The following is a 22,131-nucleotide window of genomic DNA, read 5'->3' on the forward strand; positions in this document are numbered from 1 at the left end:
GACCACGGGCCGCGCGCGTTTTTGACAAGCACACGATGGAATTCGGTCAACTTTTCTATATCCTGAAGGCCCGGCGCTGGCTGCTCGTGCTTTCAGTCCTCGTCGTGCTTGGCGTGGCGCTGGCCTATCGCTTCGTCGCGCCCGGCAACTACCGCGCGGTGGCGTCCGTCATCGTCGACCCACGAGGCATCAACCCTGTGTCGGGCGTCGCCACGCAGGAGCCGATGGCGCAATCCGCCGTCCTAGGCACCTACGCCAACATCGCGCGCAGCGAAGGCATCGCGCGTCAGGTCCTCCAGCAACTGCCTGCGGCATCGACCGACCGGCTCAAGGCGCTCTGGCTGCGCTCGCACGAGCCCAACGAGGCAGGCTTCGACGCATGGGCCGCTCGCCGACTGATGAAGGAGGTCGACGTCCGCGCGGGCGGGCAGGCCAGCAACGTGCTCGACATCACCGTGACCCACCGCGACAACCGCGAAGCAGCCGCGATCGCGAACACCTACGCGGCGGCTATGATGCGCTACGCCCAGGACATGCGGACCTCGTCTGCCCGCCGGGACGCCGAGTACTTCCGCGGCCAAGCACTGGCTTTTAAGCGCGATACCGAGGAAGCCGAGCAGCGGCTGGCCTCGTTCCAGCGGCAGAACGGGATCACCAGCGTCGACGACCGGATGGACGTCGAGACCTCGCGCCTCGCGGCCTTGAGCTCGCAGGCGATCGTCAACCAAGATCTGAGTTACGAAAGTTCGTCGCGCGCGCGGCAAGGCGCCGGGTCGAGCGTTTCAACCGAACTGGTCAACAACACGCTGGTGCAGTCGCTTTCGGCCGATCTCGCGCGCAAGGAGGCTCGGGTGCGCGAGCTTTCCGCGCGACTGGGCGTCAATCACCCGGACATGCAGACGGCCAACGAACAGGTGGTGGAAGCGCGCTCGGCGCTGGCCCGCGAATCGCGCAACGTCGCCGCATCGCTCAACAGCAACAGCGCCGCCGCCAGGTCCCGCGCGGCCGCCCTGCGCGGCGACAGCGAGCAGCAGCGCCAGAAAGTCATCGAGCTCAACGCGCTGCGCGTGGAGATGTCGTCGCTCGACAAGGACGTCCTCCAGAAGCGCAAGCTCTACGAGGCTGCCTTGCAGCGCAGCGCCGAGACCGGCCTCGAGGCCGGCAGCCAGCGCGCGGACCTGCAGCTGCTGACCGAGGCCTTTCCGCCGGAAGATCGCGCCGGCCCCGGTGCGTCGGTGCTGCTGCCGCTCGCCACGCTGGTCGGGCTGCTCGTCGGAATCCTGCTGTCGATCGGCCTCGACCGGCTTCGTCCCCGGATCTACCGGCCCGTCGATCTCGAGGCCATGGGTGTCCAGGTCCTCCAGGTCGTGCCCCGCGTCCGCTTCGGCGCACCGCCGCCGAACTCGCGGGCGCTGAGCCTGCAATCCACATGAACCAGCCACTGCGAACCGACACGCAGTTCCGCCCGCCGGGCGTCGACCTGCCTGCGCCGACCGACGAGCTGCTCGTGGCCACCGGCCGGGTCCAGTCGCCCGCGCCCCTTCACCCGGCGAAGCCCCGGCCAATCGGCGACCTGTCGCAGGAGCTCGTGTGCGCGACGCAGCCGGGGCACCCCATGGCCGCGGCGATCTACCGGATCAGGACCAGCCTGTTCCTGGCGCACAAGGACCGGCCCGGGCCGCTGATGGTCGCCGTCGTCGGTGCGGAACGAGGGGAGGGCCGTACCGTGCTCGCCGCGAACCTGGCCATCGCCTATGCGCAGGTCGGCGCGCGCACGGTGCTCATCGACGGCGACATGCGGCACGGAAGGCTGCATTCGTTGTTCAACGTGGGCAACGAGGGCGGCCTTGCCCGGGCCCTCACGGGACGCATCGCCATCGACGAAGGCATGCCGGTCCTGATGGACCACGATCTCGTGCTGATCCCGGCAGGGGCCGCCGCCGACCGGCAGGAGATGCTGTCGCCGACGAGATTCAAGACCGTCGTCTCGCGCCTGGCACTGCGGGCGGATGTCATCGTGGTGGATACGCCGGCCTGGTCGGCAGGAGCGGATGCCCAGCTGATCGCCGCCGAGACGGGGATGGCGCTCCTGGTATCGCGGATCGGGCAGGGCTCCAAGGCCGAACTCCGGAGCCTCATCGATGCGTTGGCGCAGGCCGGGACCACGACCTTCGCGGTACCGATCCATTGACGCGCGTTCGATCGAGCCGGACGCGGTCGACGCCGACTCGCCCCCGCGATCCAACGCCGACCCTCATCTCTCAACCGCCTATTCCCGGACCTCGCATGTCGACCAAGAAGATCGCCGTGATCGATCCGTCCTGCTTCACCTGGCCGTACGACCGGGCGCTGGTCGAAGGGCTGCGTGCGCTCGGGCACGACGCGGTGCTGTACACCAAGTTCCTCGAAGAAGGCGAACCGGGCAAGGGCATCGCCTATGTCGAGGAAGTCTTCTATCCGGGCTTTCAGACCGCGATCATGAAGTCGCTGCCGCGATCGATCTTCCTGGCCCTGAAGGGTGCGTCGCACATTGTTTCGCTCGTCGGGCTGTGGCTGCGGCTACGCAAGGACAAGCCCGACGTCATCCACTTCCAGTGGACGCCACTGCCGGTGATCGATCGGCTCTTCATCCCGGCGCTGCGTCGCATCGCGCCGGTGGTGTTGACCGTGCACGATTCGTCCCCCTTCAACAACAGCCCTTCGTCCCGGCTCCAGGGCATGCGCTCGATCGAGATCATGAAGTCCTTCGACTGTCTGATCGTGCACACCGAGAAGGCGCGTGCGGCGCTCGGCGTGCACGGTGTCGACCCGAAGAACGTCGTGCGCATCGAGCATGGCCTGCTCGGCAAGGAGATGTCGGGCGCGATCAAGCCCCTTGCATCGAAGGCCGTGGGCGAGCCGGTCACGGTCCTGCTCTTCGGGTATCTGAAGCACTACAAGGGCGCGGACATCCTGATCGAGGCCCTGGCCAAAATCCCGATGCCCTCCCGCGCCGCGATCCGCCTGAGAATCGCCGGCAAGCCGCTGATGGACACCGAACCGCTCTTCGCGCGTGCGAGGCAGCTGGATGTCGAGGACTCGATCCGATGGGACCTTCGATTCATCGATGACGACGAGGTGCTGGAAATGTTCGAGACCTCGGACATCACGGCGATGCCGTACCGGGAGATCGATGCGTCGGGCGTGTTGATGGTGGCGCTGGCCATCGGCCGGCCCATCGTCGCTTCGAGGATCGGGCTCTTCGCCGAACTCGTGGAAGACGGGAAGCACGGCTTCCTGGTGCCGATGGAAGATCCCGATGCGCTCGCCGTGGCCCTGACCCGCCTGGTCGAGGACCCGGGCCTGCGTTCCAGGATGGGATCCGACGTCCGGGCGCTCGGCAAGTCGATTCCGACATGGGAGCAGATCGCCGAGAAGACGGATCAGCTCTATGCGCGCGCCATGCTGGCCCACGCCTGACTCGTGCACGACATGAGCCGCTTTCGATGGGGCATCCTGGGCACCGGTGCCATCTCCGCCAAGTTCGTGACTGGGCTCGCCGCGGCGCGCGATGCGCAGGCGAGCTTCATCGCCTCCCGTTCGCAGGCGAACGCTGAGCGCTTCGCCGCCGGCATGGGCATCGGGCGGGCCATCGGCGGGTACGCCGAAGCGGCCCGGCAGGGCGGCGTGGATGCGATCTACATCGCCACGCCGCCGTCCGAGCACGCGGCCCATGCGCTGATGTGCATCGAGGCCGGTCATCCCGTGTTGATCGAAAAGCCGTTCGCCTCGAACGCAGCCGATGCCCGACGTATCGCCGACGCGGCGCGCGCGCACGGCGTGTTCGCGATGGAGGCGATGTGGACGCGCTTTCTGCCTGCAGCGCAGGCCCTGCGCGATGCATTGGCCACGTCGAGCGTCGGCACCGTTCGAATGGTCTCCGGCAACTTCGGGATCTCGCAGGTGCCCGATCGGGCCAGCGGCATCTTCGACCCGGCCCTCGGGGGCGGCGCCCTGGCGCATCTTGGCGCCTATCCACTCTCGATGGCCCAGTGGCTGTTCGGCCCACCCACGCTCGTGCAGGCGACGGGCACCATCGGCGCCACCGGCGTCGATGAGGACGCCGCCTTCCAGTTGCGCTATGAAAGCGGCGTCGTCGGGTCGTTCTTCGTGAGCGTGCGCGCCTGGGCGCCCGACGCCTTCCACGTGATGGGCACCGAAGGGATGGTCGGTTTTCGCGGATCCATCGTGCGGCCCCATGGCATAGAGGTGGCGCACGAACTCCCGCGTGGAGCGGACCGGGCCGGCTTCGGCTGGCGCGACCGATTTCGGCAGCACGGGCTCGTCCACCAGCTGGCACAGCGCATTGGAAGGTCGAGCCGACAGCACGGCACGCGCATCGACCATCGATACGCCGGCAATGGCTATCACTACGAGGCCGACGAGGTGCGCGCATGCATCGAACGGGGCGCCATCGAGAGCGACGTCATGCCATGGAGCGACAGCATCGCCGTGGCGTCGACTATCGACCTGATCCGCGCCGCCATCCATGATTCACCAGATACGAGGAGTGCTTCCGCATGAAGATCGCGTTCGTCGGATGCGGGTACGTGTTCGACATCTACATGCGCACGAAGTGGGCACATCCCGAGCTCGAGGTCTGCGGCATCTTCGACATCGACACGGCGCGGTCGAGCACGATCTCGCGTCACTACGGCTTCGAGGTGTATCCGAGCTACGACGCCTTGCTCGCCGATCCGCAGGTGGAGATCGTCGTCAACCTCACGAGCATCCGGTCGCATTACGACACCGTCCGACGCGCCCTGGAAGCCGGCAAGCATGTGTACTCCGAGAAGCCGACGACCACCGACCTGGGCCAGACCCAGGCGCTCTTCGCGCTGGCGCGGCAGCGGGGGCTGGTCCTGACCGGTGCACCGTGCAACCTCTACTGCGACGCGGTGAGCACCCTGTGGAAGGCGGTTCGCGACGGCGCGATCGGCAAGCCCGTGGTGGTCTACGCCGAACTCGACGACAACCCGGCGCACCTGATGCAGCTCGAGAAAGTCCAGAGCCCCACCGGGGCGCCATTCCCCTACGTCGAGGAGTTCCAGGAAGGTTGCACCGTGGAGCACGTCGGCTACCACCTGGTCTGGATCTGCGCCATGTTCGGGCCGGCGCTTTCGGTGACCGCCTTCTCGAACGCCTTGGTCGCGCACAAGACCGACACGCCGCTGTCGCCCGCCGATACGCCGGATTTTTCGGTCGCCTGCCTTCACTTCGCCAATGGCGTCGCCGCGCGCATCACCTGCACGTGGGTCTCGCCGCGCGACCATCGGATGCGCATCATCGGCGAGGAGGGCGAGATCTCGGCGGACAACGCTTTTCACGACCAGACGCCCGTCCACCTGGAGCGCTTCTCGCGGGTCAGCCTCAGTGCGCGCAAGGCCTACACGCTGCGCACCCAGCCCCTGCTCGGCCGGCTCTTTGGCGCCGGCGGACGGAGGATGCCGCTGGTGCGCCGCTGGAAGTCCCATGCGGTCGAGGTCGAAAAGGGCGTGGGGCGCTCGCTGAAGCACCGATTCGTGAGCTGGCTGCGCCGCAAGGAAATCTATGCCCAGGACAAGCTGCTCGGCATTGCCGAGATGGTCCGTGCGATCCAGGAAGATCGCCCCCAGCCGATGCCGCCCGACTTCCTCATCCACCTCAACGAACTGACCTTGCTGATCCAGGGCGCCGGCCCCGGGGGGATGGCGCAGGTGCCCACCACCACGTTCGCGCCGATCGGCCCGCTGGACGACGTGAGCCGCAGCCCGCGCGACTACCTAGCGAGCTACCGTCCGCGCCTGTTCGAGCGCCTGCTGGTCGGCACGGTCGCGACCTTGCACAAGCGGTGAGTTTCGACGAGCGCGTGTGCCCTGCTCCAGAACGAAGCGGATCGCTCGAGCTCACATTCCAGCTATGCCCATCAATCTGGCTCGCCGAAACCTGCTGCTCTACCTGATGCAGTACGGCGTGCGATTCCTTTCGCCCGTCCTCGTCGCACCCTATCTGGCCAAGACACTCGGCCCATCCGGTTTTGCCGATTACGTGCTTTGGAATTCGACGGTCTGGACTGCTGTTTTGCTGATGGAGTTCGGCTTCTACATCTTTGCCATTAATATCACCGCGAGAGCCGAGACGCCAGAACAACTGAGCAGAGCGGTATCGAGCATCTTGAGCGCGAAGTTGTTGCTGGCTCCGTTGGCAATTACTTGTTTTTTGCTGGGAACGTATGCGCTGGGACTCGCAGGTCGACAGCCCCTCGCCGTGGCAGCCGGAGCCATTGCGGTTTTCTTCTATGGGATGACGTTCGGATGGTATTTCCAGGGGTTGCAACGCGGTGTCGTCGCAGTGCTCCTGGAAGCGGTGCCGCAGTTTATACAGCTGGTTCTCGTCCTGTTCTTGATCCAGTCGTCGGATCAGATGTGGCTGGTCGCCGTGCTGCAAACCTCTGCCGGTGCGAGCACCACCCTAGCCGGATGGATATTGCTCCGGCGCAATTACTTGAAGCTTTCTTTGAGATGGGCAGGCGCGGTCGAAGCAATTCGCGATGCCTTCCCTTACTTTATCGAGCGCGCGTCCTATGCAATCTATGCGACAGCGACGCCGATCTTGATATCCGTTTTGTCAAATCCGCACCAAACGGCGTTTTATGGCTTGGCCGAAAAGGTCAATATCGTTCTGACTGCCTTGGTGCCGGCTGCGACGTCGGCGCTCAGCCCGGTCGTTGCCCGACGTGTCCAAGGAACTTCGCCGGACTGGTCGCTGTCGATCAAGATCGTGTCATGCATCACGGCAGCGACGTTTGCAGGATCGATCGTCATGGGTTTAGCGATCGGTCCAATCATCGAACGCTTTCTCGGGCCTGAATTCAGGGGCGCCATTCCTGTGGCCCAATGCTTCTGCGTCGTGGCAACCCTGATGGCCTTTCAGCTCTCCGTCTCGAACTTCATCATTCTTCAAGCCGGACGGGCGTCCCTGCTCATCCGCACGAGTTTTGTCGCGCTGCTGGTGACATTGGGAGCACAGATAGTCCTGGTTCCGACGTACGGCGCGCTCGGCTCGGCCGTTGCCCGCGCCTGTGCCGAACTGGCAATTGGCCTGATGCTCGGCGTTACGGCCCTGAGGGTGCTCCGCCGCAAGAATTAGCCGCCGATGGCGATCGAATCTCGCCCCAGTCCGGTGGAACGGGTCGGCGGATCTCGACCGTCGACTAGGGGAGCAATCGCGCCACTGTTTTGGCGCTCAGCTCTGCAAGGCAGGCGTGCCGGTCAGAGCGCCCAAAGCTCATTTCGCAAGCCCCGCTGGAGCTCATCTCGATCGCGGCGACGAACTGGACTTCAGGTTTTCCGATGACGAAGTACGGACCCCAACGAACCGTGTCCAACCGAGCCGAAAGGCGCGCGAATCGGTGAACGTAGATTCTTCGCATGTCCGGGAGCCGCACCGAGCGGCGATGCACTGCGAACAAGTATTCGTTCGCGACGGATACGCCGGCGCCCGATCCGCCATCGAGGAATTCGAACGCGGCCGTGTCGACCTTCGCCACCTCGGGGTCGACGAAATCGACACGACTGCCAGTCTCATCGACCTTCAGGATGATCAGAGGGTTGAAGCTGTAGACAAGATGGATGGCGCCATCGTGTGAAAACGGCGACCAGTTCTTTTCCTGATCGAAACCGAACGGGGAAGCGAGCAACGCCGAAGTGACCGTCTCCGACTCAAGATCGATTCGCGCTAGCGCCATGGTGCATCGACCGTCGGGCCCCGGCTGGGAATATACGCACCACGGCTCGCCGGAATGTGCAAAAAGACGAATGTCCTCCGCTCCTTCGAATGCTTCGTCCAGCCGAAGGAACGTACGGACCGTCGCCCCGTTTTCCATCAACACGAACCTGGCGATGCTGTGATACGAATCACCCACGGTAAAGCTTGGACCCGCTCCCCTCGAGCCCCCGATGTAGTTGACCCCCCTGACATAGGCAAGTCGACCTTGCGCGACCTTCACGAAGCTTGGATTGGTCGGGAAATAGCCTGGCCGCATTTCGACTGCGGGATCGAGGTCGACCGACCGCGAGGGTTGAATTTGCTTGTAGGTCAGCGGCAGGAAACGCCGCAGCTTTCGCAATGGGCCAAAAGCAGCCATATATTCTCTTTTCGGTCCGGGATTCGTGCGGCGTGCGAGTCGAAGGCTAGATCGCAGCCATGCGAGCAGCGACCATCGCTGCATATTTGTCGACGGAACATTTTTCCTCGGCGAGCAAGCGATTTTGCTGACCGAGACGCTGCCGCATCGATTCGTCGTGTTGCAAGCGATCGATTGCAAGCGCCATCCCTTGATCGTCCCCTGGCCTCACCACCGTGACGGGGTCGAAAGCGGCGATGTATTCCTCGATTCCGCGCGAGGCGGTGACAATCATCGGTCGTCCGGCCGCCATGCCCTCCACGATGCCTGTCACGCCGGCTGCATAAGCGACGTCGTTCAAGGGGACCACGACGATCGAGCAGGCCGAATAGGCATCGCGGAGCTCAGGATAGGAGACACGCGCCATATAGTTCAGGTTCGGCGATGAGTTCTTGGCTTTTCTGTTCTCTGCCAAAAAACCATGCCCGTAAACCGCTACATTGACTTTGATCCGGTCGGCGGCGCGTGCCAAAGTGTCGTAATCCCGATTCTCTGCGCCACAAGCCATCACGAATGGCATCGATACAGATTTGGCCACGTGGTGTGGTGAAAAGAATTTGTCGTCGACCCAATTGAATACCGGAATGACTTTGGCAGTCGGCATTCCACATTCCGCGGTCAGGATTTCGGCTTGACGCCGATTGACGGTGATCAGTGCACAGAACATTTCATGACCGAGCCACGCCATCACGCGTTTCTTGGTAGGCCAGGACATATTGTGGAACACGCACGCGATCTTGCCTTTCCATCGACGAGCCTTCAGCAGGATCGCCAGCGGCAAGCCCACCCCTTCCGCCGTCACGTAGAGACGGTCGTAATTCGCAGCGAGCATCGCCGCATTCATCGCCGAGCCGACCTTCTTGTACCGCCCGAAAAGGGAGGTAAATGGCGCTCCTCTCGAGGCTGCCGCCGAACAGTAGGAAATGACGTCGGCATCGAGCGCTTTTGCGATCTCGATGAATTCCAGCCGTGGTCCGGGCTCGCCGGAATACCCCGCGAATTCGTCTTCGTATTTTCCCTCGCCAAGCACGATAGCGCATCTCATTTTCTTCTTGTCCATATTGATCCTGCATTCAGTGACGAGGCAAGCGTCGACTCGACCACCAAGCAACACCGAGCGTCGCGGAGTCGGCGTTCTTGCTTTTCTTCGGGTGCGACGGGCGTGCGGTCTCGCCTTTTCCAACCGCCGGATGCCCGCTCGTCGACCACAACGCCAGCGTCAAGAAAATCCCCGCATTGAATTCCGAATACGGTCCATTCATGAAGATGCAAGTCATGAGCCCTGCCTTGACAGCGGTCGATGCGGTGCTCGACACGATGCAATAGAAGAGAAAGGACAAGTAAAGAAAGAGGCCGGGCAATCCATACTCGTACAGCATCTTCGCAAACGAGGATTCCCACACGCTGTAACGTGCGACCGCTGCTTGCTGCGCGAAGGTGCCGGCTCCGTTGCCCGTCCAGACCTTCGCGTCGTCGCTCCAGAATTGATCCTGCAGCATGTATGTCCATGAAACGAATCGGTCGAACCCACTCGTCCCGACAGTAGAAAACTCACGACTGCGTTCGAGAAAAAGCGTGAGACCCAGCGTTTCGTCGAACGTCAGGATCAGAATGCCGGCCAATATCGCGATCCCGATGAGAGCGAATCGTCGATGGATCAACGTGAGCGCCGCCAGTCCGGCACCGAGAACGAGGAGGCCGGTTCCGGAGAAAGTGCAGGCCATCGCGGTCAGCACGATCATGATGCGTGTCAGGCGCAGCGTTCCCGAAAGTTCCACCAGCAACACTAGGGCGAGGAACTGACTGTAGAAAGAGGGTTCTAGAAAAAATACGCCGTTGCTCTTGAAGATCGGCGAGCCGTAGGCGATGGCATTCAGATAGTTGAAAGATTCGATCAGAAAGCCCTTGGGAACCAGATGCTCGATCGGGAAAGCAACCTTTGGCCCCAATATGAATTGAGCCCCATATTGAACTATTCCAAGGATGGCGAGCACGAGGCCAACTCGGGCGAATGCTTCTTGGACGCCCGTCGTCTTCTCCACGCGGCGCCGCTTTTCCGAGATCACCAATACGTAGGGAAAGAGGATCGCCAGAAGAAAGCACAAAGAGAGAACGGAAAACGTTTTTCCGAAGAACTGCATTCCGCAGGCCCAGATAACCAGGAGCAAATAGAGCGAAAGCCGTCTGACGTGCAGCCGGAACGCTCCGAGCAGAATGGCGATCGCGGTTCCGAGCAAGATTAGCGGCAAGCCGAGCCCCAGGCCGATGGCGGCGATCGGCGGCAGGCTGATCTTCGCCAGCAGGATCGACAAGCCAAGCGGCGCGTACAACAACGCGCGACGCGCCTTGGATGCGATCGATGTGTTTTCGGCGTTGCTCACTTCTGCGGCCCTGCGCGATCGATCGTGGCCTGGGGCAACTGGTAGACACGCACCCAGTCGATCTCGAAGCTCGCCGGAAACTTGCTGTCCTCGATGCCGTGCCGGCCGGCCCACGCGCCGCCGATGGCCAGGTTCAGGATGACGTGCGCCTTCGACGCCAGGCGACCGTCGGCAAACTGCCAGCGATAGCTCCGCTCGACGATCTTCTTGCCGTCGACGAAGGTCGAGAACGAGTCCTCGGTCCACTCCGCGCCGATGGTGTGCCACGACCGATCGAAGGCGAAGGGCGCCTTCCAGTACGACCATTGCCGGTTGAACATCGGGTCGGCGTAGACGAACGGGCTGGTCGTGCCGGGCCGGTCGATGACGCCGGTATGCACCATGTCGCTCGTGTCTTCCACGCCGTTGTTCACGTATTCGAAGATGTCGAGCTCCGGCGGCCAGCCCTGGGAGCCGTCGGCGCCGACGTCCGGGCTCAGCCAGAAGGCCGGGAAGACGCCGCGGCCCGCGGGCATCTTCACGCGGGCTTCGAAGTAGCCGTAGCGCACGGTCCAGTCCGATCGGATCATCCCGGACTCGTAAGCGCCTTCGCCGGTGCGCCGCGCGACCAGGTGCAGTCGGCCGGAAGAGACGACGTGGTTGTGGTTGTCCCGGTAGCGCTGCTCTTCATCCTTCAGGTGGTCGATCGACTCGTTGGCGTTCATGCCGCGCGTGAACCACTTCGATCGGTTCAGCGCAGCGCCGTCGAACTCGTCGTTGAACACCAGCCGATAGCCCCTGGGCACGAAGGACGCTTCATTGCCGCGCACGGGCTCGGTTTGGACGATCGGCGTCGACCGCTTGCGCAAGGCGATCGCGCGCAAGTCGAGGTCCTCAGGGCCGCGTTTCGCGAGCTGCACTTCAACCATGCGACTGAACGCCGGCGCGACGAACGACAGCTCGACGTCGGCCATGGACGTCTCGCCGTCCCAGCCCGCGCGGTATGTCCGAAAGCTCTCGTTGCCCTGGGGGTACCTGAAGATGACCGAGACCGACCCCGGCGCAGAGCCCGGATCGGCCCGCAGTCGCAGCACGTACGATTCACCCGGCTCGAGCTGGCCAGGGTCGAGGGTCTGAACCCAGACGTACCCTTGCGCGCTGGAAGAAGCGCCATTCGCTTCACGCGGCGGCAGCGGCCGCTGTTCCTCGCGCCAGTCGGCGTAGCTGCGGCCCGGGGCATCGATCGCCACGATTCGCCGGCCCGTCCCGCGTTCCTGCGTCGCGGCCGCAGAGGCGAGCGCCAGCAGGGCACCCGCCAGCATGAAGGCGCGCCGAAGTGGCGCCGGCGTGAACGATGCCTGTGCCATCACGAGACGTCCTGCCCGGTTCGCATGGACTGCAGCGGATATGCCGACAGCAGCCTTTCGCCGAATTCCGCCTCGCCGAAGCGCGCGATCGCGACGTTCCGCGCCGCCGTCCCGATCATCTTGCGCAGTGCCGCATCGTCGACGAGGGCCGCAATCCAGCGCACCATCTCTTGCTCCGAGGCACACAGAAAGCCGGTGACGCCGTTCTTGATCACTTCGCGGTGCTGCTCGCAATCGAGCGCGACGCACGGCAGGCCGGCGGCCATCGCCTGCACGAGGAAGAGAGGAAATCCCCGGGTCGACCAGGGCGCGACGTACATCCAACCCCGGGACAGGGCATCGGCGTAGCCCCGGCTGTCCGCGATCGGCCGCACGTCGACGTCCGCGGCTGCGAGCCGTTTGCGCGACGCCTCGCTTACGGTCCCTAGCCAGTGGAAGCCCAGCCCGAGCTCCTCCCCGCTCAGCAGGACGGCGAGCTGCGAGAAGACCTCGACGCTGCGGGCGCTGTTGTGCCTGCCGCCGGTCACGATCAGCGGCCGCGGCGCTTCGGCACGGGCGATCGTGAAGAATACGTCGTCTACCGGGCTTTCGATCAGTTCGGTCGATCCCCAGGAGGTGTCGAGCGCCTGGGCCTCGCGGGGCACGGTGACGATGGCCGAACTCCTCAAAGGTCGGACGACAGGGTGCGCAGCCAGCATGGCCAGTCGTCCGGCCAGGCGCAACGCGCCGATGGATCGCGACCCGTGCGGCGAGTAGAGGATCGGCGTCTGCAACGACGCCCAGCGCAGCGCGACCGACGCGAGGATGCAGGGGATCAGGCCGTGCACGTGCAGCGCGTCGAATGCCTCGCCTCGGATCTGGGCACGACAGGCCGAAAAGAGAGCGTTCCACTGCTTCAGCGGATTGGCGAAGCGGGGAACCCGGATCAACCGCGCGACCTCGTCCAGTTGCTCGACGTTGTGATGGAGTTGCGGCATGTCGACCACCACGATCGACTGGAGATGGCCCGAACGCGCCAGCTTGCGAGTGGCCGGGCCCAGAAAACTGAAGACCTCGTCGGTCACCGGTCCGACGACATGAAGAATCGTCAGATCGTGTGTCACCACGTGCCGGCTGTCGCCCTCCATCGTGTAAGTCTCTGGGTTCAACTAAGTTCCGCGACCCCTAGCGGGCACCTTCGCGGAGCAGCACTACACGGATGGTCTTTAGAAGAATCTTCGCGTCGACCAGCATGGAGCGGCACTCCACGTATTGCCGGTCTAAGGCGACGCGCTCGGCATAGGTCGTGTTGTTGCGGCCGCTGACCTGCCAGAGCCCAGTGATGCCTGGTGGCACACTGACGTAGTGCCAGCGAACGCTTCCGTAACGGTTCAGCTCGACCACGGTGACGGGTCTCGGGCCTACCAGGCGCATCTCTCCACGAAGCACGTTGAGCAACTGCGGCAGCTCGTCTAGGCTGGTCTTTCGCAGGAAGTGTCCGATCCGCGTGATTCTCGGATCGTGGACCAGCTTTTGATCCCGCGCCCACTCTGCGCGACAGCTTTCGTCGCTGCGAAGCAGGTCGGCCAAGATCTTGTCGGCGTCACGCCGCATGGTTCGGAATTTAAGGCACTGGAACAGCTTCCCGTCCTTGCCGACGCGGTAATGGCCAAATAGGAGGGGTGCTCCGTTTGCTCGCCAGAGCAGCACGCTGATGGCCAGAAGCGTCGGACTGAACGCTGCCAGAAGCAGCAAGGCGAGGAGTTGATTGACCCTCAGCGAAGCATGCTCCAACAGTGCCGCGCGCGAAACTGGAGGGTGGCGGTCCACAACACCAGCAACAAAACTGGAGGCATCCAAAACACTTTCCTTTCAACAGGTAGCTACACCGTGGTACACGCAAGGAAGTCTGAGTACGTGGAAAGTTTTACAGCAAACTTCAAGCCATCAGAGTTAAGTGGCCTTGACCGTGGTCAAGCCGCGCCGTGTGAGAATTGTCCTTCATCAGCGGGCGAAATGAAACAATAAGTTGTACAAAACTCGCTTCGTATCGTTTTTGCTACAAATGTTTCACAGTGACACGCACCGGTTGACGCTTCACTGGGCGTGGCGCTAATGTGCGCCCTTATTCTTTAGTACTACATCGAGCCGCATGCGTCCTCTGGTATTCATTCCGGCCTTGGCGTGCCTCTGCATGACCACCGCCTGGGCTGATGCGGCCGACACCGTCAACCTGTCTGTCGGCTATGCCATGCAATTCGACAGCAATCTTTTCCGTCTGCCCGACAGCGCCGATTCGCGTACCGCGCTCGGAAGCTCGACGCTCTCCGAGCGGATCGGCGTCACGTCGGTGGCCCTGTCGCTCGACAAGACATACTCGCTCCAGCGCTTCCAGTTGAGCGGGAGCCTCATCAACTACCACTACCAGAACTTCGGCTACTTGAGCTTCAACGCCTTCAACTACGGCGCAGCGTGGCAATGGAGCCTGACCCCGCGCATCCGCGGAACGATCACCACCGATCGCAACCAGGTGCTCAACAGCTTCTCCGACTACCGCACCTACACCACCCGCAACGTGCGGACGGACAAGACGACGCGCGTCGAAGGCGAAGCCGACTTGGGCGCCGCCGTTCGAATGCTGGCCGGGCTCGATTCGGTTCGCCGCACGAACGAGGTCCCGGGCGTGCTCGACGGCGACCGGTCAGCGCAAGGCGTCTTCATCGGCTTGCGTTATGTCTTTCCGTCCGGCTCGACCGTGAGCTACCGCTTCAGGAAGGGCGATGGCGAGTCCAACAACGGCCTGGATCTCGGCTCGGCCGGGACCGGCCGTTTCGACGACCAGCTGCACGAGCTCCAGGCGTCGTGGGTGCTCACCGCGAAGACCACCCTGTACGGCACCGTGGGCCATCTGAGCCGCAAGTACCCGGACGCCTTTTCCCGCCGTGACTTCGACGGACCCGTGGCCGACGTCAGCGTCCAGTGGGACATCACCGGCAAGACGAGCCTGAACGCCGCCTTGCGCCGCGAACTGATCAACTACCAGAGCGATATCAGCAACTACGTGATCTCCGACCGGGTCATCCTCAAGCCGCGCTGGAAGGCCACGTCGCGCATCAGTGTCCTCGGCACCTTCGAATACGCCCAGCGCAGCTTCGGCGGGTCGCCGTTAGCGGCGGGCGCGGGAGCCGCGCGAAGCGACAGCTTTCAGCTGGCCTCCTTCGGGGTCGAGTGGCAGGCGCTCAATTCGGCCACCGTTTCCCTCATGCTTCTGCGGATGAAGAACACGTCCAACTACGCGGCCTTCGCATTCGAGAGCACGGGCGCAAGCATCTCGGCCCGCCTCGTGTTTTGAACGCCAGACCCACCGCCATCGCCATGACCTTCTCCTTTATCTTCCGGTTTACCGTCGCATCGATCCTTGCATCCTTCGTGTGGGGCGCCGTGCCTGCGTGGGCCCAATCACCGTCCGATCTGCTGCTCGGCGCAGGCGACGCGATTCGCGTTCAGGTGTTCCAGAACCCCGACCTAAACGTGGAGGCACGGGTCTCCGAGACCGGCGTCATCAGCTATCCGCTGATCGGGTCGGTCCAGCTGGGAGGACTCAGCATCGCTGCGGCGGAAAAGAAGATCGCGGACGCGCTGCTCACGGGCGGCTTCGTCAAGCAGCCGCAGGTCAACATCGTCCTGGTGCAGGTGCGCGGCAGCCAGGTCTCGGTGCTGGGCCAAGTGAGCAAGCCGGGACAGTTCCCTCTCGAGACCTCGGGCCTCCGGATCACCGACATCCTCGCCAAGGCCGGAGGCGCCACCGCGGCGGGAGACGATGTCGTCATCCTCACCGGCACGCGCGAGGGCCAGCCGTTCCGAAAGGTGATCGATGTTCCTTCGCTCTTCATCGACGGTCGACGCAGCGACAACATCCAGGTCGCGCCCGGCGACAGCCTGTTCGTGCCGCGCGCGCCGATGTTCTACATCTACGGAGAAGCGCAGAAGCCGGGCGCCTACCGCATCGAACGCGGGATGACCGTCATGCAGGCGCTGGCCACCGGCGGCGGTCCGACGACCCGGGGCAGCGAAAGCCGGCTGCGACTGCATCGCAAGAACGCGAGCGGCGTCATCGAGGAGGTGAGGCCGGTCTTCGGCGACCTGCTGCAACCCAACGACGTGATCTACGTTCGGGAAAGCCTCTTCTAGTCGAGCGCTGGCGGGGCTACCGGAATACGTAGGCGAAGCGGGTCGCGGGGTCCGCGTATTGAATGGCCGGGCCGCCTTGCTTGTGCAAGTCGCCGTAACTTCGGCTTAGATAGGCCAGGCGCGCTGCGATTCCGGCGTCGGCCGTGGCGGCGTTGCCGTAAACGAAAATGCAAGACGCATGCAGCTTGTCGAGCGTCTGCCTGACCAATTCAAACAATGTCATCTTGTCTCCGTCTTTGGTTGCGCGCGCCGGGGTGAGCGCAGCGGAATATTGTCGCGCGGGTCGTCCCGCGGGGCGCGCCGTTAGGGCCTTGCTCGCAAACTGCGCTGACGAATCAAAAATCTAACGCGAACGCCAAGGCGAAAGCCAAGAAGCTCAGCGTGGAGGTGGTCGAGGGGGAGGAGCTCGTCGAGCTGTTGGCCCAGCATTCCATAAGAACGGTCGAGCTAGCCAGGCTCTTGATTGCCGGCTGATAGCGGGCATGCCGCCGCGAGGCGCCCCGCGTGCCTCACTGGCCGTGAGCGCAAACTAGGGATGGTCTGCAAACCTGGCCCATGCCTTGCATGATCTGAAGCCATGATTGCCAAACGCGCATCTTCCCCGAATCAGTTGGGGCTGGGCCTGAGCCTGTCGATGAAGAAGACGCGCAAGCGCGAGTTCCTCGACGAGATGGATCGGGTGGTGCCTTGGAGTGCGCTGGTACAGATCGTCGAGCCGCACAGTCCGCGAGCAAAGACGGGACGCCCGCCCCTTGCCATCGAAACGATGCTGCGCATTCACTATCTGCAGCAGTGGTTCGGGTTGAGCGACCCGGCCATGGAAGAAGCATTGCACGATGTGCCGTTGTACGGGGAGTTCGCGGGCCTGGGTGACGGCGTGAGCCGCTTGCCCGACGAGAGCACGATCCTGCGGTTTCGCCATCTGCTGGAGGCCCACAACCTAGCTGTTGACATGCTGCGCGTGGTCAACGACATCCTGCAAGCCAAGGGTCTGTTGCTGCGCACCGGCACGGCGGTTAACGCCACGCTGATCGCGGCACCCAGTCCGACCAAGAACGCCCAAGGTGAGCGCGACCCCGAGATGCATCAGACCAAGAAGGGCAACCAGTGGTACTTCGGCATGAAGGCCCACATTGGTGTGGATAGCGCGTCGGGGCTGGTGCACACGGTGGTGGGAACGGCGGCGAATGCGAGTGACATCAACGTCGCCGGGGCACTGCTGCACGGCAAGGAGCACGCGGCCTTCGGTGATTCTGGCTACCAGGGCGTGCACAAGCGCGCGGAGGCCGCAGGGCCGACCTGGTATGTGGCGATGCGCCCGGGCAAGCGCAGGCTTCTCAATCCGTTCATCGAACCGCAGTCCCTGGCCGAACGCGTGGAGAAGATGAAGGCCGGCATCCGAGCCAAGGTCGAGCATCCCTTCCGGGTGATCAAGCAACAAATCGGGTTCACGAAAGTGCGCTATCGCGGCTTGGCGAAGAACACGGCACAGATGGCCACGCTGTTCGCGTTGTCGAACCTGTGGATGGCGCGCGGGCGATTGATGCAGGTTGGGGGATGAGTGCGTCTGCGACGCGCAAATCGGGCTCGCCGGAGCGGCGAAACGCTCGCGAAGCGCTGCCGCGCCTGCTTGATCGAGCCACTTGGAAGCGTCGCCGTCAACTTACGAGATCAGTCTCGATGGCTGACGCGTTATGCAGACCATCCCTAGAAGCGCCCATTCATTAGTGGGCGTTGACAGGCTCAGGGTAGTCAACACTAGGCCAAAAGCTCGCACGGCTAAGGTCTGAATGTGGACGAATTGCTTGCAGAACAGGCGTAAGGGGGCACCCGGCTTGGGCGGCGCGTGAGACTAGGCCCAAAGCGGGCACGCGGCGTTGTCCACGGCTGGTTACCAGAAAGAGAGGTTACCAAGGCGGTTACCACGGAAGTCCTGGTCAATCCGGAGTCTGCTGCTGAACATCTCACATGCAAGCGGGTCAAGCTGGCGCTGATGTGCGCGGGCGCTCGCGCCGGGGTGTGCTCGGGGTTGTACGGGAGGTGCCGCAAGCGAGCCGGGCCTAGTGGCGTCGACGCGGCGCATCGCTGCTAATCGTTTAGGGCTCACGACCGTGTTGCTGCGGATATCAGCGCCCTACCAATACGGCAGCGCGACTGACGATGGTGGTGTCCGGCGATCGGCGGCCATCTTCCTGGTGTCGGCATCAAGTACTCTTCATGGTGCGTCCTCGATGTTGAGCGGCCTTGCGTCGATCACGTCGTCGTTGCCGGCCTGGCGATGCGGCAGCGCCACCGCGGGCAGCGCGCCGAAAGACGCGAAGGTGATCTTCGACTTGCCCGTGGCGTTGCCGCCTTCGTAGACCAGTTTGCACAGTTTCGGATCGCCGACCAACGCGGGCTTGGGCGGCGGCAGGCCCTTCTGCGCATACGTGTCGTCGCCCGAGCGATCACCGCCAAGCATGCGCGCGTAGACGAACGATCCGCGGCCGGTGTAGGCCTTGTGTGATTCACAGAAGCGGCGCTGCAGGTAGCTCAGTTCCTTGGCTTCGGTGCGGCACACCTTCGGCCATCCGCCAATGTCCTCGATCGCCGCGTGCGTGGCCGGGTCGTCGAAGATCACGTCCTGATACGCGCCGACCGACTGCATCGCCTGCAGCGCCTTGCCCCACGCAAGCTGCGCGCGGTCGGTGTGCGTGCCCTCCAGCACGCGGGTCAGGTCGCCGATCTTCGGTGGGAACCTGCCGGCCTCCGCGTCGTGCGTGAGACGGTCAATCGACTGCTGGACCTGGCCGAAATCCCACCGCTGGCAGCCACGCCAGTACATGCCGATCAGGGCATCCGAGCACGGTTGCCGGTGGTAGGCGTAGACGGCTGCGATCAGCAGCGCGAACTCCTTTTTGTCCGATGCTTGCATAGTCAATCCTCCATGGCGAAACGCTCGGCAGCGGCCAGATTGCCGGCTTCCAACGTTTCCTGTTTGTTAAGGCGCTGGCCAACTGCCTGCTGGCAAGCGGCCGCGAGATAGGCGATCACGCCGGCCGGGCGCTTGTGCAGCGTGGCCTCGACGGCGGCCAGGGCGGTAGATTCGTCGAACTTAGCGATGGCCTTGGCGACGATCGCGCCGGCCGCCTTCATGTCTTTCGACTCCCCGGACTCGACGAGCATCTCCTTAATCGCGCGCCAGAGTTCGGATTTCCTTAGTTCGGCGGGAGTCCTGTCGCGCTTGCTGGCGGCAGCGCCGCCCGTACCGATAGGTACGGAATGTTCTTCTCTTCTCTTCTCTTCTCTGGACCGCTCCTCAGCCAAACGTTTATCCGCATCCGATGCGGGCGGATTGCGGTCGCCTTTTCCAGCTATTTCGGCAGCCTTGCGCTCGTCGCGCTTGCGCTTCGTCTCCTGGGCGCGCCGCTTTGCCGACTGCCCGTTGTGCTCGTCGAACTCGGGCAGCGCGGAGGATCCGTCGCCGATTGCGGAGAGCCAGCCGACCGAATCCATGGCGGCGGAAAAGCCTTTCCAGCGGATCTCGTCGTCGATCACTTCATACGTATATCCGTCGAGCGCGCCGTCTTCCGAGTGCGTGTCGAACAAACACCAGACCGCATGCAATCCCCCAATCACCCGCAATTTGTCCGCTTTCAGTGCAGACGTGAGGCGGACAACTTTTGGGTGGGTCTGAAGGCCTGCCCGCATCTTGATCCAATCGCCGGCCATTACGCTGTCTCCTCGCCGGAGAGCTGGTGCTTCGCCCACTTACCCGCGATCCATGCCACGCCCTTGGGCGTGAAGCTGGCTTGGTTGAACGCATGGCCGCTTTCCTTAGCGGTACCGGCCTTCACAACTAAGCGGCCGGCTTTGAGGTGATCGGCATAGGGCATGCGCTCGCCTGCCAGGCGGTACATGATGCCGGCGCTCTCGAGCCAACTTCCGAATGCGCGCTCGTTGGCCTTTAGCACCTTGCAGACCTCGCGAAATCCCTTGTTGCCCGTCGACGTCACGTAGTCGTCGACGAACTGAACCTTGGGTGCTGCGGCTGCGAGCTGCTCGGCCTGAGCCTCAATCTGTTCGGCCTGTTCTGCGGCGAGGCGCAGGGCCTGCGCCATGGTTTGCGGGATAACGGCGCCTGCGCCCACCTCCAGTTCCTGCCAGCGGTCGACGAGGCGCGCGGTGAACTCGGGCGACAGCTGCGCGACGATGACGTAGCTGTCGCGCTTGCCGATCCGATAGACCGATTCGGTACGAGCACGGCCCATCACATCGGAGAATTGTCCATCCTCAAGTTGAGGTTGGACCAAGCCGCGCCCAGCGAGATCCTCAATGGTGCGTTTGACATTGTCGTGGCGCTTCTCGACCAAATCCGCGATCTCGCGGCTGCTCATCACAAGCGTGGCCTTGACATCCGCTCGAAGCACCCTTCTATTGAGTGCGGCCAACATTTCGCCTTGGCCTGCTTCACGCGATGCCGGCGCAAAGCGCTGGCTTTCGGTGTCTGCCGGGCTCAGTACTTTTCCCGTCGTGCCTGCGTGGCCCACCACGGGACTGTCCACGGTGGGCCATTCTTTTTGGGTGGTGCCTGTGTGCATTGCCACTCCCTTAAACGGCCGCCGTTCGCGAATTGATCCATGCGCGAACGTCGCTCACTCGCCAACAGGTGATGGAAGAGGACAGCTTCATGGGCCGAGGGAAAGCACCGCTCCCCACCATTCGCCAGAAAGTTGCAGCGCTGAAAGGCAGCGGCGTTGGGCGGGTCGGATACTTCGGATCGCGCACCAGCTGCGATTGACGTACCAGTGCGGAGTCCGGCAGATCGTCAAAGCTCGGGATTGCAACCGCGCTGAGCGTCGTTGTCGCCCTGGGCAATACGATTTGGCGCTTAGGGGCCTTGGGTTGGGCGTGTTTGGTCATTCGTCATTCCTGTGAGGCAAAGTGCGCCGCCGTGGCCTTCGGCTGCTTACTGTGCGATTGCGTGATAGTGCGCACAGAGTGAATGTCCCGGATCAAGCCTCTGGGGCCAAACCCTACGGGGGGTACGTTTCTGAGATTTGATGGGCTGAAATGACACGAAGTGACGCTACTATTACTCACGCCCGTCCCATTCCTATTTCTGAGATTTCCTGGTGCGCAACACTGCCAAAATTCGTGCGCCGCATGGCGCAACAAGCCTTGCAGTGCTGGATGCCCTTTGTCTGCTACATAGGAAAGGTGGCAGGCGTTTGCAGGTGTCTCGAGTCGATCTACTGGATGCGCTGCGATTGTCTGAAACGACGGTGGATGACCGCCTCAGAACGCTGATCAAAGCCGGGCGAGTGCTGCGTGTAGGACGTGGCCTTTACGAGCCCGCACCTCACCCTGGCGATTGGACCGATGTCCGGTTTCTGCCACTCGGAGCGACGAAGGTCACCATTCTTCCGGATGGCTCAGTCCTCACACAGACTCGGACTGCTAGGGAAAGTAGACGTCCTTAAGATCGTCGTCAGAAAAAGTGCATCTTCAGAGCGAGCTCATGTGCCGTGCCGTGCCTAACGCAGATCAGTAGCAGTGGAATGGCAACCGATACCTGCGCGAACCTGGTGATGATCAAACTCTCCAAGCCGCGACCCGCACGCCTTAGTGTTGAACTGCGGTGGATGGCCTGACGCGAGGTTTCCACGGTGAGGTTTCCAACGGGGTTTCCACAGAAATGGGCGCCCGTGACCCCCGCTCTTGCCGTTAGAAGTGGAAGCACCGGAGACGATGGACGTTGCGAGCGAATAAACGTCGACCATCGCGCATATCGATCCCGGCTCCTCGGCCCCTTCGGGCCTTTGCTTTTGCTGCGGACGCACAGACGCCTGCGCGGCCGGCGGGCTTCGCTGGCGCGCCATCCACAGGTTCCTGATGCAAATCGGATCTCGATCTGCGCCGAGTTCTTAGCCGAGGGGGTGCGGATAAAAACTTGGACTGGTTTATGCCGCAAGTCCAAGGCTCACCCGGTATTCGATCGGGCTGAGGGAGCCGAGAGAGATCTTGATCCGCTTCTCGTTGTACCAGCGGA

At 63.1% G+C, this 22,131-nt stretch carries 21 protein-coding genes; 9 read left to right on the forward strand and 12 right to left on the reverse strand.

What is annotated here, in order from left to right; genetic code table 11:
* The first annotated feature begins 35 nt into the window (after nucleotides 1–35).
* From ACSFA0_RS20845 to ACSFA0_RS20870, 6 genes are all read left to right on the forward strand, one after another.
* Nucleotides 36–1,433 carry a GumC family protein gene (locus ACSFA0_RS20845; protein ID WP_435452199.1) on the forward strand — a complete coding sequence of 466 codons (1,398 nt, stop codon included), beginning with the start codon at nucleotides 36–38 and terminating at the stop codon, nucleotides 1,431–1,433.
* On the forward strand, nucleotides 1,430–2,191 hold the full coding sequence (locus ACSFA0_RS20850; RefSeq protein WP_435452200.1) for a CpsD/CapB family tyrosine-protein kinase: 762 nt from the start codon (nucleotides 1,430–1,432) through the stop codon (nucleotides 2,189–2,191). The genes ACSFA0_RS20845 and ACSFA0_RS20850 overlap by 4 nt, the downstream gene beginning before the upstream one ends.
* A gap of 95 nt (nucleotides 2,192–2,286) precedes the next feature.
* Nucleotides 2,287–3,459, forward strand: a complete 1,173-nt coding sequence (locus tag ACSFA0_RS20855; protein ID WP_435452201.1) for a glycosyltransferase family 4 protein — start codon at nucleotides 2,287–2,289, stop codon at nucleotides 3,457–3,459.
* A gap of 12 nt (nucleotides 3,460–3,471) precedes the next feature.
* Nucleotides 3,472–4,563: a Gfo/Idh/MocA family protein gene (locus ACSFA0_RS20860; protein WP_435452202.1), complete on the forward strand. Its 1,092-nt coding sequence runs from the start codon at nucleotides 3,472–3,474 to the stop codon at nucleotides 4,561–4,563.
* Nucleotides 4,560–5,873 carry a Gfo/Idh/MocA family protein gene (locus ACSFA0_RS20865; RefSeq protein WP_435452203.1) on the forward strand — a complete coding sequence of 438 codons (1,314 nt, stop codon included), beginning with the start codon at nucleotides 4,560–4,562 and terminating at the stop codon, nucleotides 5,871–5,873. The genes ACSFA0_RS20860 and ACSFA0_RS20865 overlap by 4 nt, the downstream gene beginning before the upstream one ends.
* Before the next feature lie 64 nt (nucleotides 5,874–5,937).
* Nucleotides 5,938–7,167, forward strand: coding sequence for a lipopolysaccharide biosynthesis protein (locus ACSFA0_RS20870; protein ID WP_435452204.1), 1,230 nt, complete (start codon nucleotides 5,938–5,940; stop codon nucleotides 7,165–7,167).
* A 64-nt stretch (nucleotides 7,168–7,231) separates the two neighbouring features.
* Here ACSFA0_RS20870 and ACSFA0_RS20875 read toward each other — a convergent pair whose 3' ends face one another.
* Genes ACSFA0_RS20875 through ACSFA0_RS20900 form a run of 6 tightly spaced genes read right to left on the reverse strand, consistent with a single transcriptional unit; the run spans nucleotide 7,232 to nucleotide 13,769 of the window.
* The gene (locus ACSFA0_RS20875; RefSeq protein WP_435452205.1) at nucleotides 7,232–8,164 is read right to left on the reverse strand and encodes a hypothetical protein; all 933 of its coding nucleotides are present in this window, start codon (nucleotides 8,162–8,164) and stop codon (nucleotides 7,232–7,234) included.
* A 46-nt stretch (nucleotides 8,165–8,210) separates the two neighbouring features.
* Nucleotides 8,211–9,263, reverse strand: coding sequence for a glycosyltransferase (locus ACSFA0_RS20880; protein ID WP_435452206.1), 1,053 nt, complete (start codon nucleotides 9,261–9,263; stop codon nucleotides 8,211–8,213).
* Nucleotides 9,264–9,276: 13 nt separating this feature from the next.
* On the reverse strand, nucleotides 9,277–10,584 hold the full coding sequence (locus tag ACSFA0_RS20885) for a hypothetical protein (RefSeq protein WP_435452207.1): 1,308 nt from the start codon (nucleotides 10,582–10,584) through the stop codon (nucleotides 9,277–9,279).
* Nucleotides 10,581–11,930, reverse strand: a complete 1,350-nt coding sequence (locus ACSFA0_RS20890) for a glycoside hydrolase family 16 protein (protein WP_435452208.1) — start codon at nucleotides 11,928–11,930, stop codon at nucleotides 10,581–10,583. The genes ACSFA0_RS20885 and ACSFA0_RS20890 overlap by 4 nt, the downstream gene beginning before the upstream one ends.
* Nucleotides 11,930–13,057: a glycosyltransferase family 4 protein gene (locus ACSFA0_RS20895; protein WP_435452209.1), complete on the reverse strand. Its 1,128-nt coding sequence runs from the start codon at nucleotides 13,055–13,057 to the stop codon at nucleotides 11,930–11,932. Before ACSFA0_RS20895 ends, ACSFA0_RS20890 begins: the two co-directional genes overlap by 1 nt.
* 37 nt (nucleotides 13,058–13,094) lie before the next feature.
* A complete protein-coding gene (locus tag ACSFA0_RS20900; protein ID WP_435452210.1) occupies nucleotides 13,095–13,769 on the reverse strand; it encodes a sugar transferase in 675 nt (224 codons plus the stop codon).
* A 292-nt stretch (nucleotides 13,770–14,061) separates the two neighbouring features.
* Between ACSFA0_RS20900 and epsL the strand changes: the two genes are divergently transcribed.
* Together epsL and epsE are read left to right on the forward strand one after the other, a co-directional pair.
* Nucleotides 14,062–15,261, forward strand: a complete 1,200-nt coding sequence (gene epsL, locus ACSFA0_RS20905) for an XrtB/PEP-CTERM-associated polysaccharide biosynthesis outer membrane protein EpsL (RefSeq protein WP_435452211.1) — start codon at nucleotides 14,062–14,064, stop codon at nucleotides 15,259–15,261.
* Nucleotides 15,262–15,284: 23 nt separating this feature from the next.
* Nucleotides 15,285–16,100, forward strand: coding sequence for a polysaccharide export protein EpsE (gene epsE / locus ACSFA0_RS20910; RefSeq protein WP_435452212.1), 816 nt, complete (start codon nucleotides 15,285–15,287; stop codon nucleotides 16,098–16,100).
* A gap of 16 nt (nucleotides 16,101–16,116) precedes the next feature.
* Here the strand turns inward: epsE and ACSFA0_RS20915 are convergent, their stop codons facing one another.
* A complete protein-coding gene (locus ACSFA0_RS20915; protein ID WP_435452213.1) occupies nucleotides 16,117–16,323 on the reverse strand; it encodes a hypothetical protein in 207 nt (68 codons plus the stop codon).
* Between the two features lie 354 nt (nucleotides 16,324–16,677).
* Here ACSFA0_RS20915 and ACSFA0_RS20920 point away from each other — a divergent pair, with 354 nt between their 5' ends.
* On the forward strand, nucleotides 16,678–17,661 hold the full coding sequence (locus ACSFA0_RS20920) for an IS5 family transposase (protein WP_435452214.1): 984 nt from the start codon (nucleotides 16,678–16,680) through the stop codon (nucleotides 17,659–17,661).
* Nucleotides 17,662–18,315: 654 nt separating this feature from the next.
* Here ACSFA0_RS20920 and ACSFA0_RS20925 read toward each other — a convergent pair.
* The 5 genes from ACSFA0_RS20925 to ACSFA0_RS20945 all read right to left on the reverse strand — a co-directional run.
* A complete protein-coding gene (locus ACSFA0_RS20925) occupies nucleotides 18,316–19,014 on the reverse strand; it encodes a DUF6475 domain-containing protein (protein WP_435452215.1) in 699 nt (232 codons plus the stop codon).
* 2 nt (nucleotides 19,015–19,016) lie between these two features.
* Nucleotides 19,017–19,811 carry a hypothetical protein gene (locus tag ACSFA0_RS20930; protein ID WP_435452216.1) on the reverse strand — a complete coding sequence of 265 codons (795 nt, stop codon included), beginning with the start codon at nucleotides 19,809–19,811 and terminating at the stop codon, nucleotides 19,017–19,019.
* Complete coding sequence (locus tag ACSFA0_RS20935; protein WP_435452217.1) at nucleotides 19,811–20,680, reverse strand: phage antirepressor KilAC domain-containing protein; 870 nt, start codon at nucleotides 20,678–20,680, stop codon at nucleotides 19,811–19,813. Before ACSFA0_RS20935 ends, ACSFA0_RS20930 begins: the two co-directional genes overlap by 1 nt.
* A 10-nt stretch (nucleotides 20,681–20,690) precedes the next feature.
* The gene (locus ACSFA0_RS20940) at nucleotides 20,691–21,002 is read right to left on the reverse strand and encodes a helix-turn-helix transcriptional regulator (protein ID WP_435452218.1); all 312 of its coding nucleotides are present in this window, start codon (nucleotides 21,000–21,002) and stop codon (nucleotides 20,691–20,693) included.
* Between the two features lie 1,040 nt (nucleotides 21,003–22,042).
* Nucleotides 22,043–22,131: IS3 family transposase (locus tag ACSFA0_RS20945; protein WP_435436046.1), on the reverse strand; the 89-nt coding region annotated here is incomplete at its 5' end.

It is taken from the genome of Variovorax restrictus (genome assembly GCF_051216715.1).
Classification (GTDB): Bacteria; Pseudomonadota; Gammaproteobacteria; order Burkholderiales; family Burkholderiaceae_C; genus Variovorax.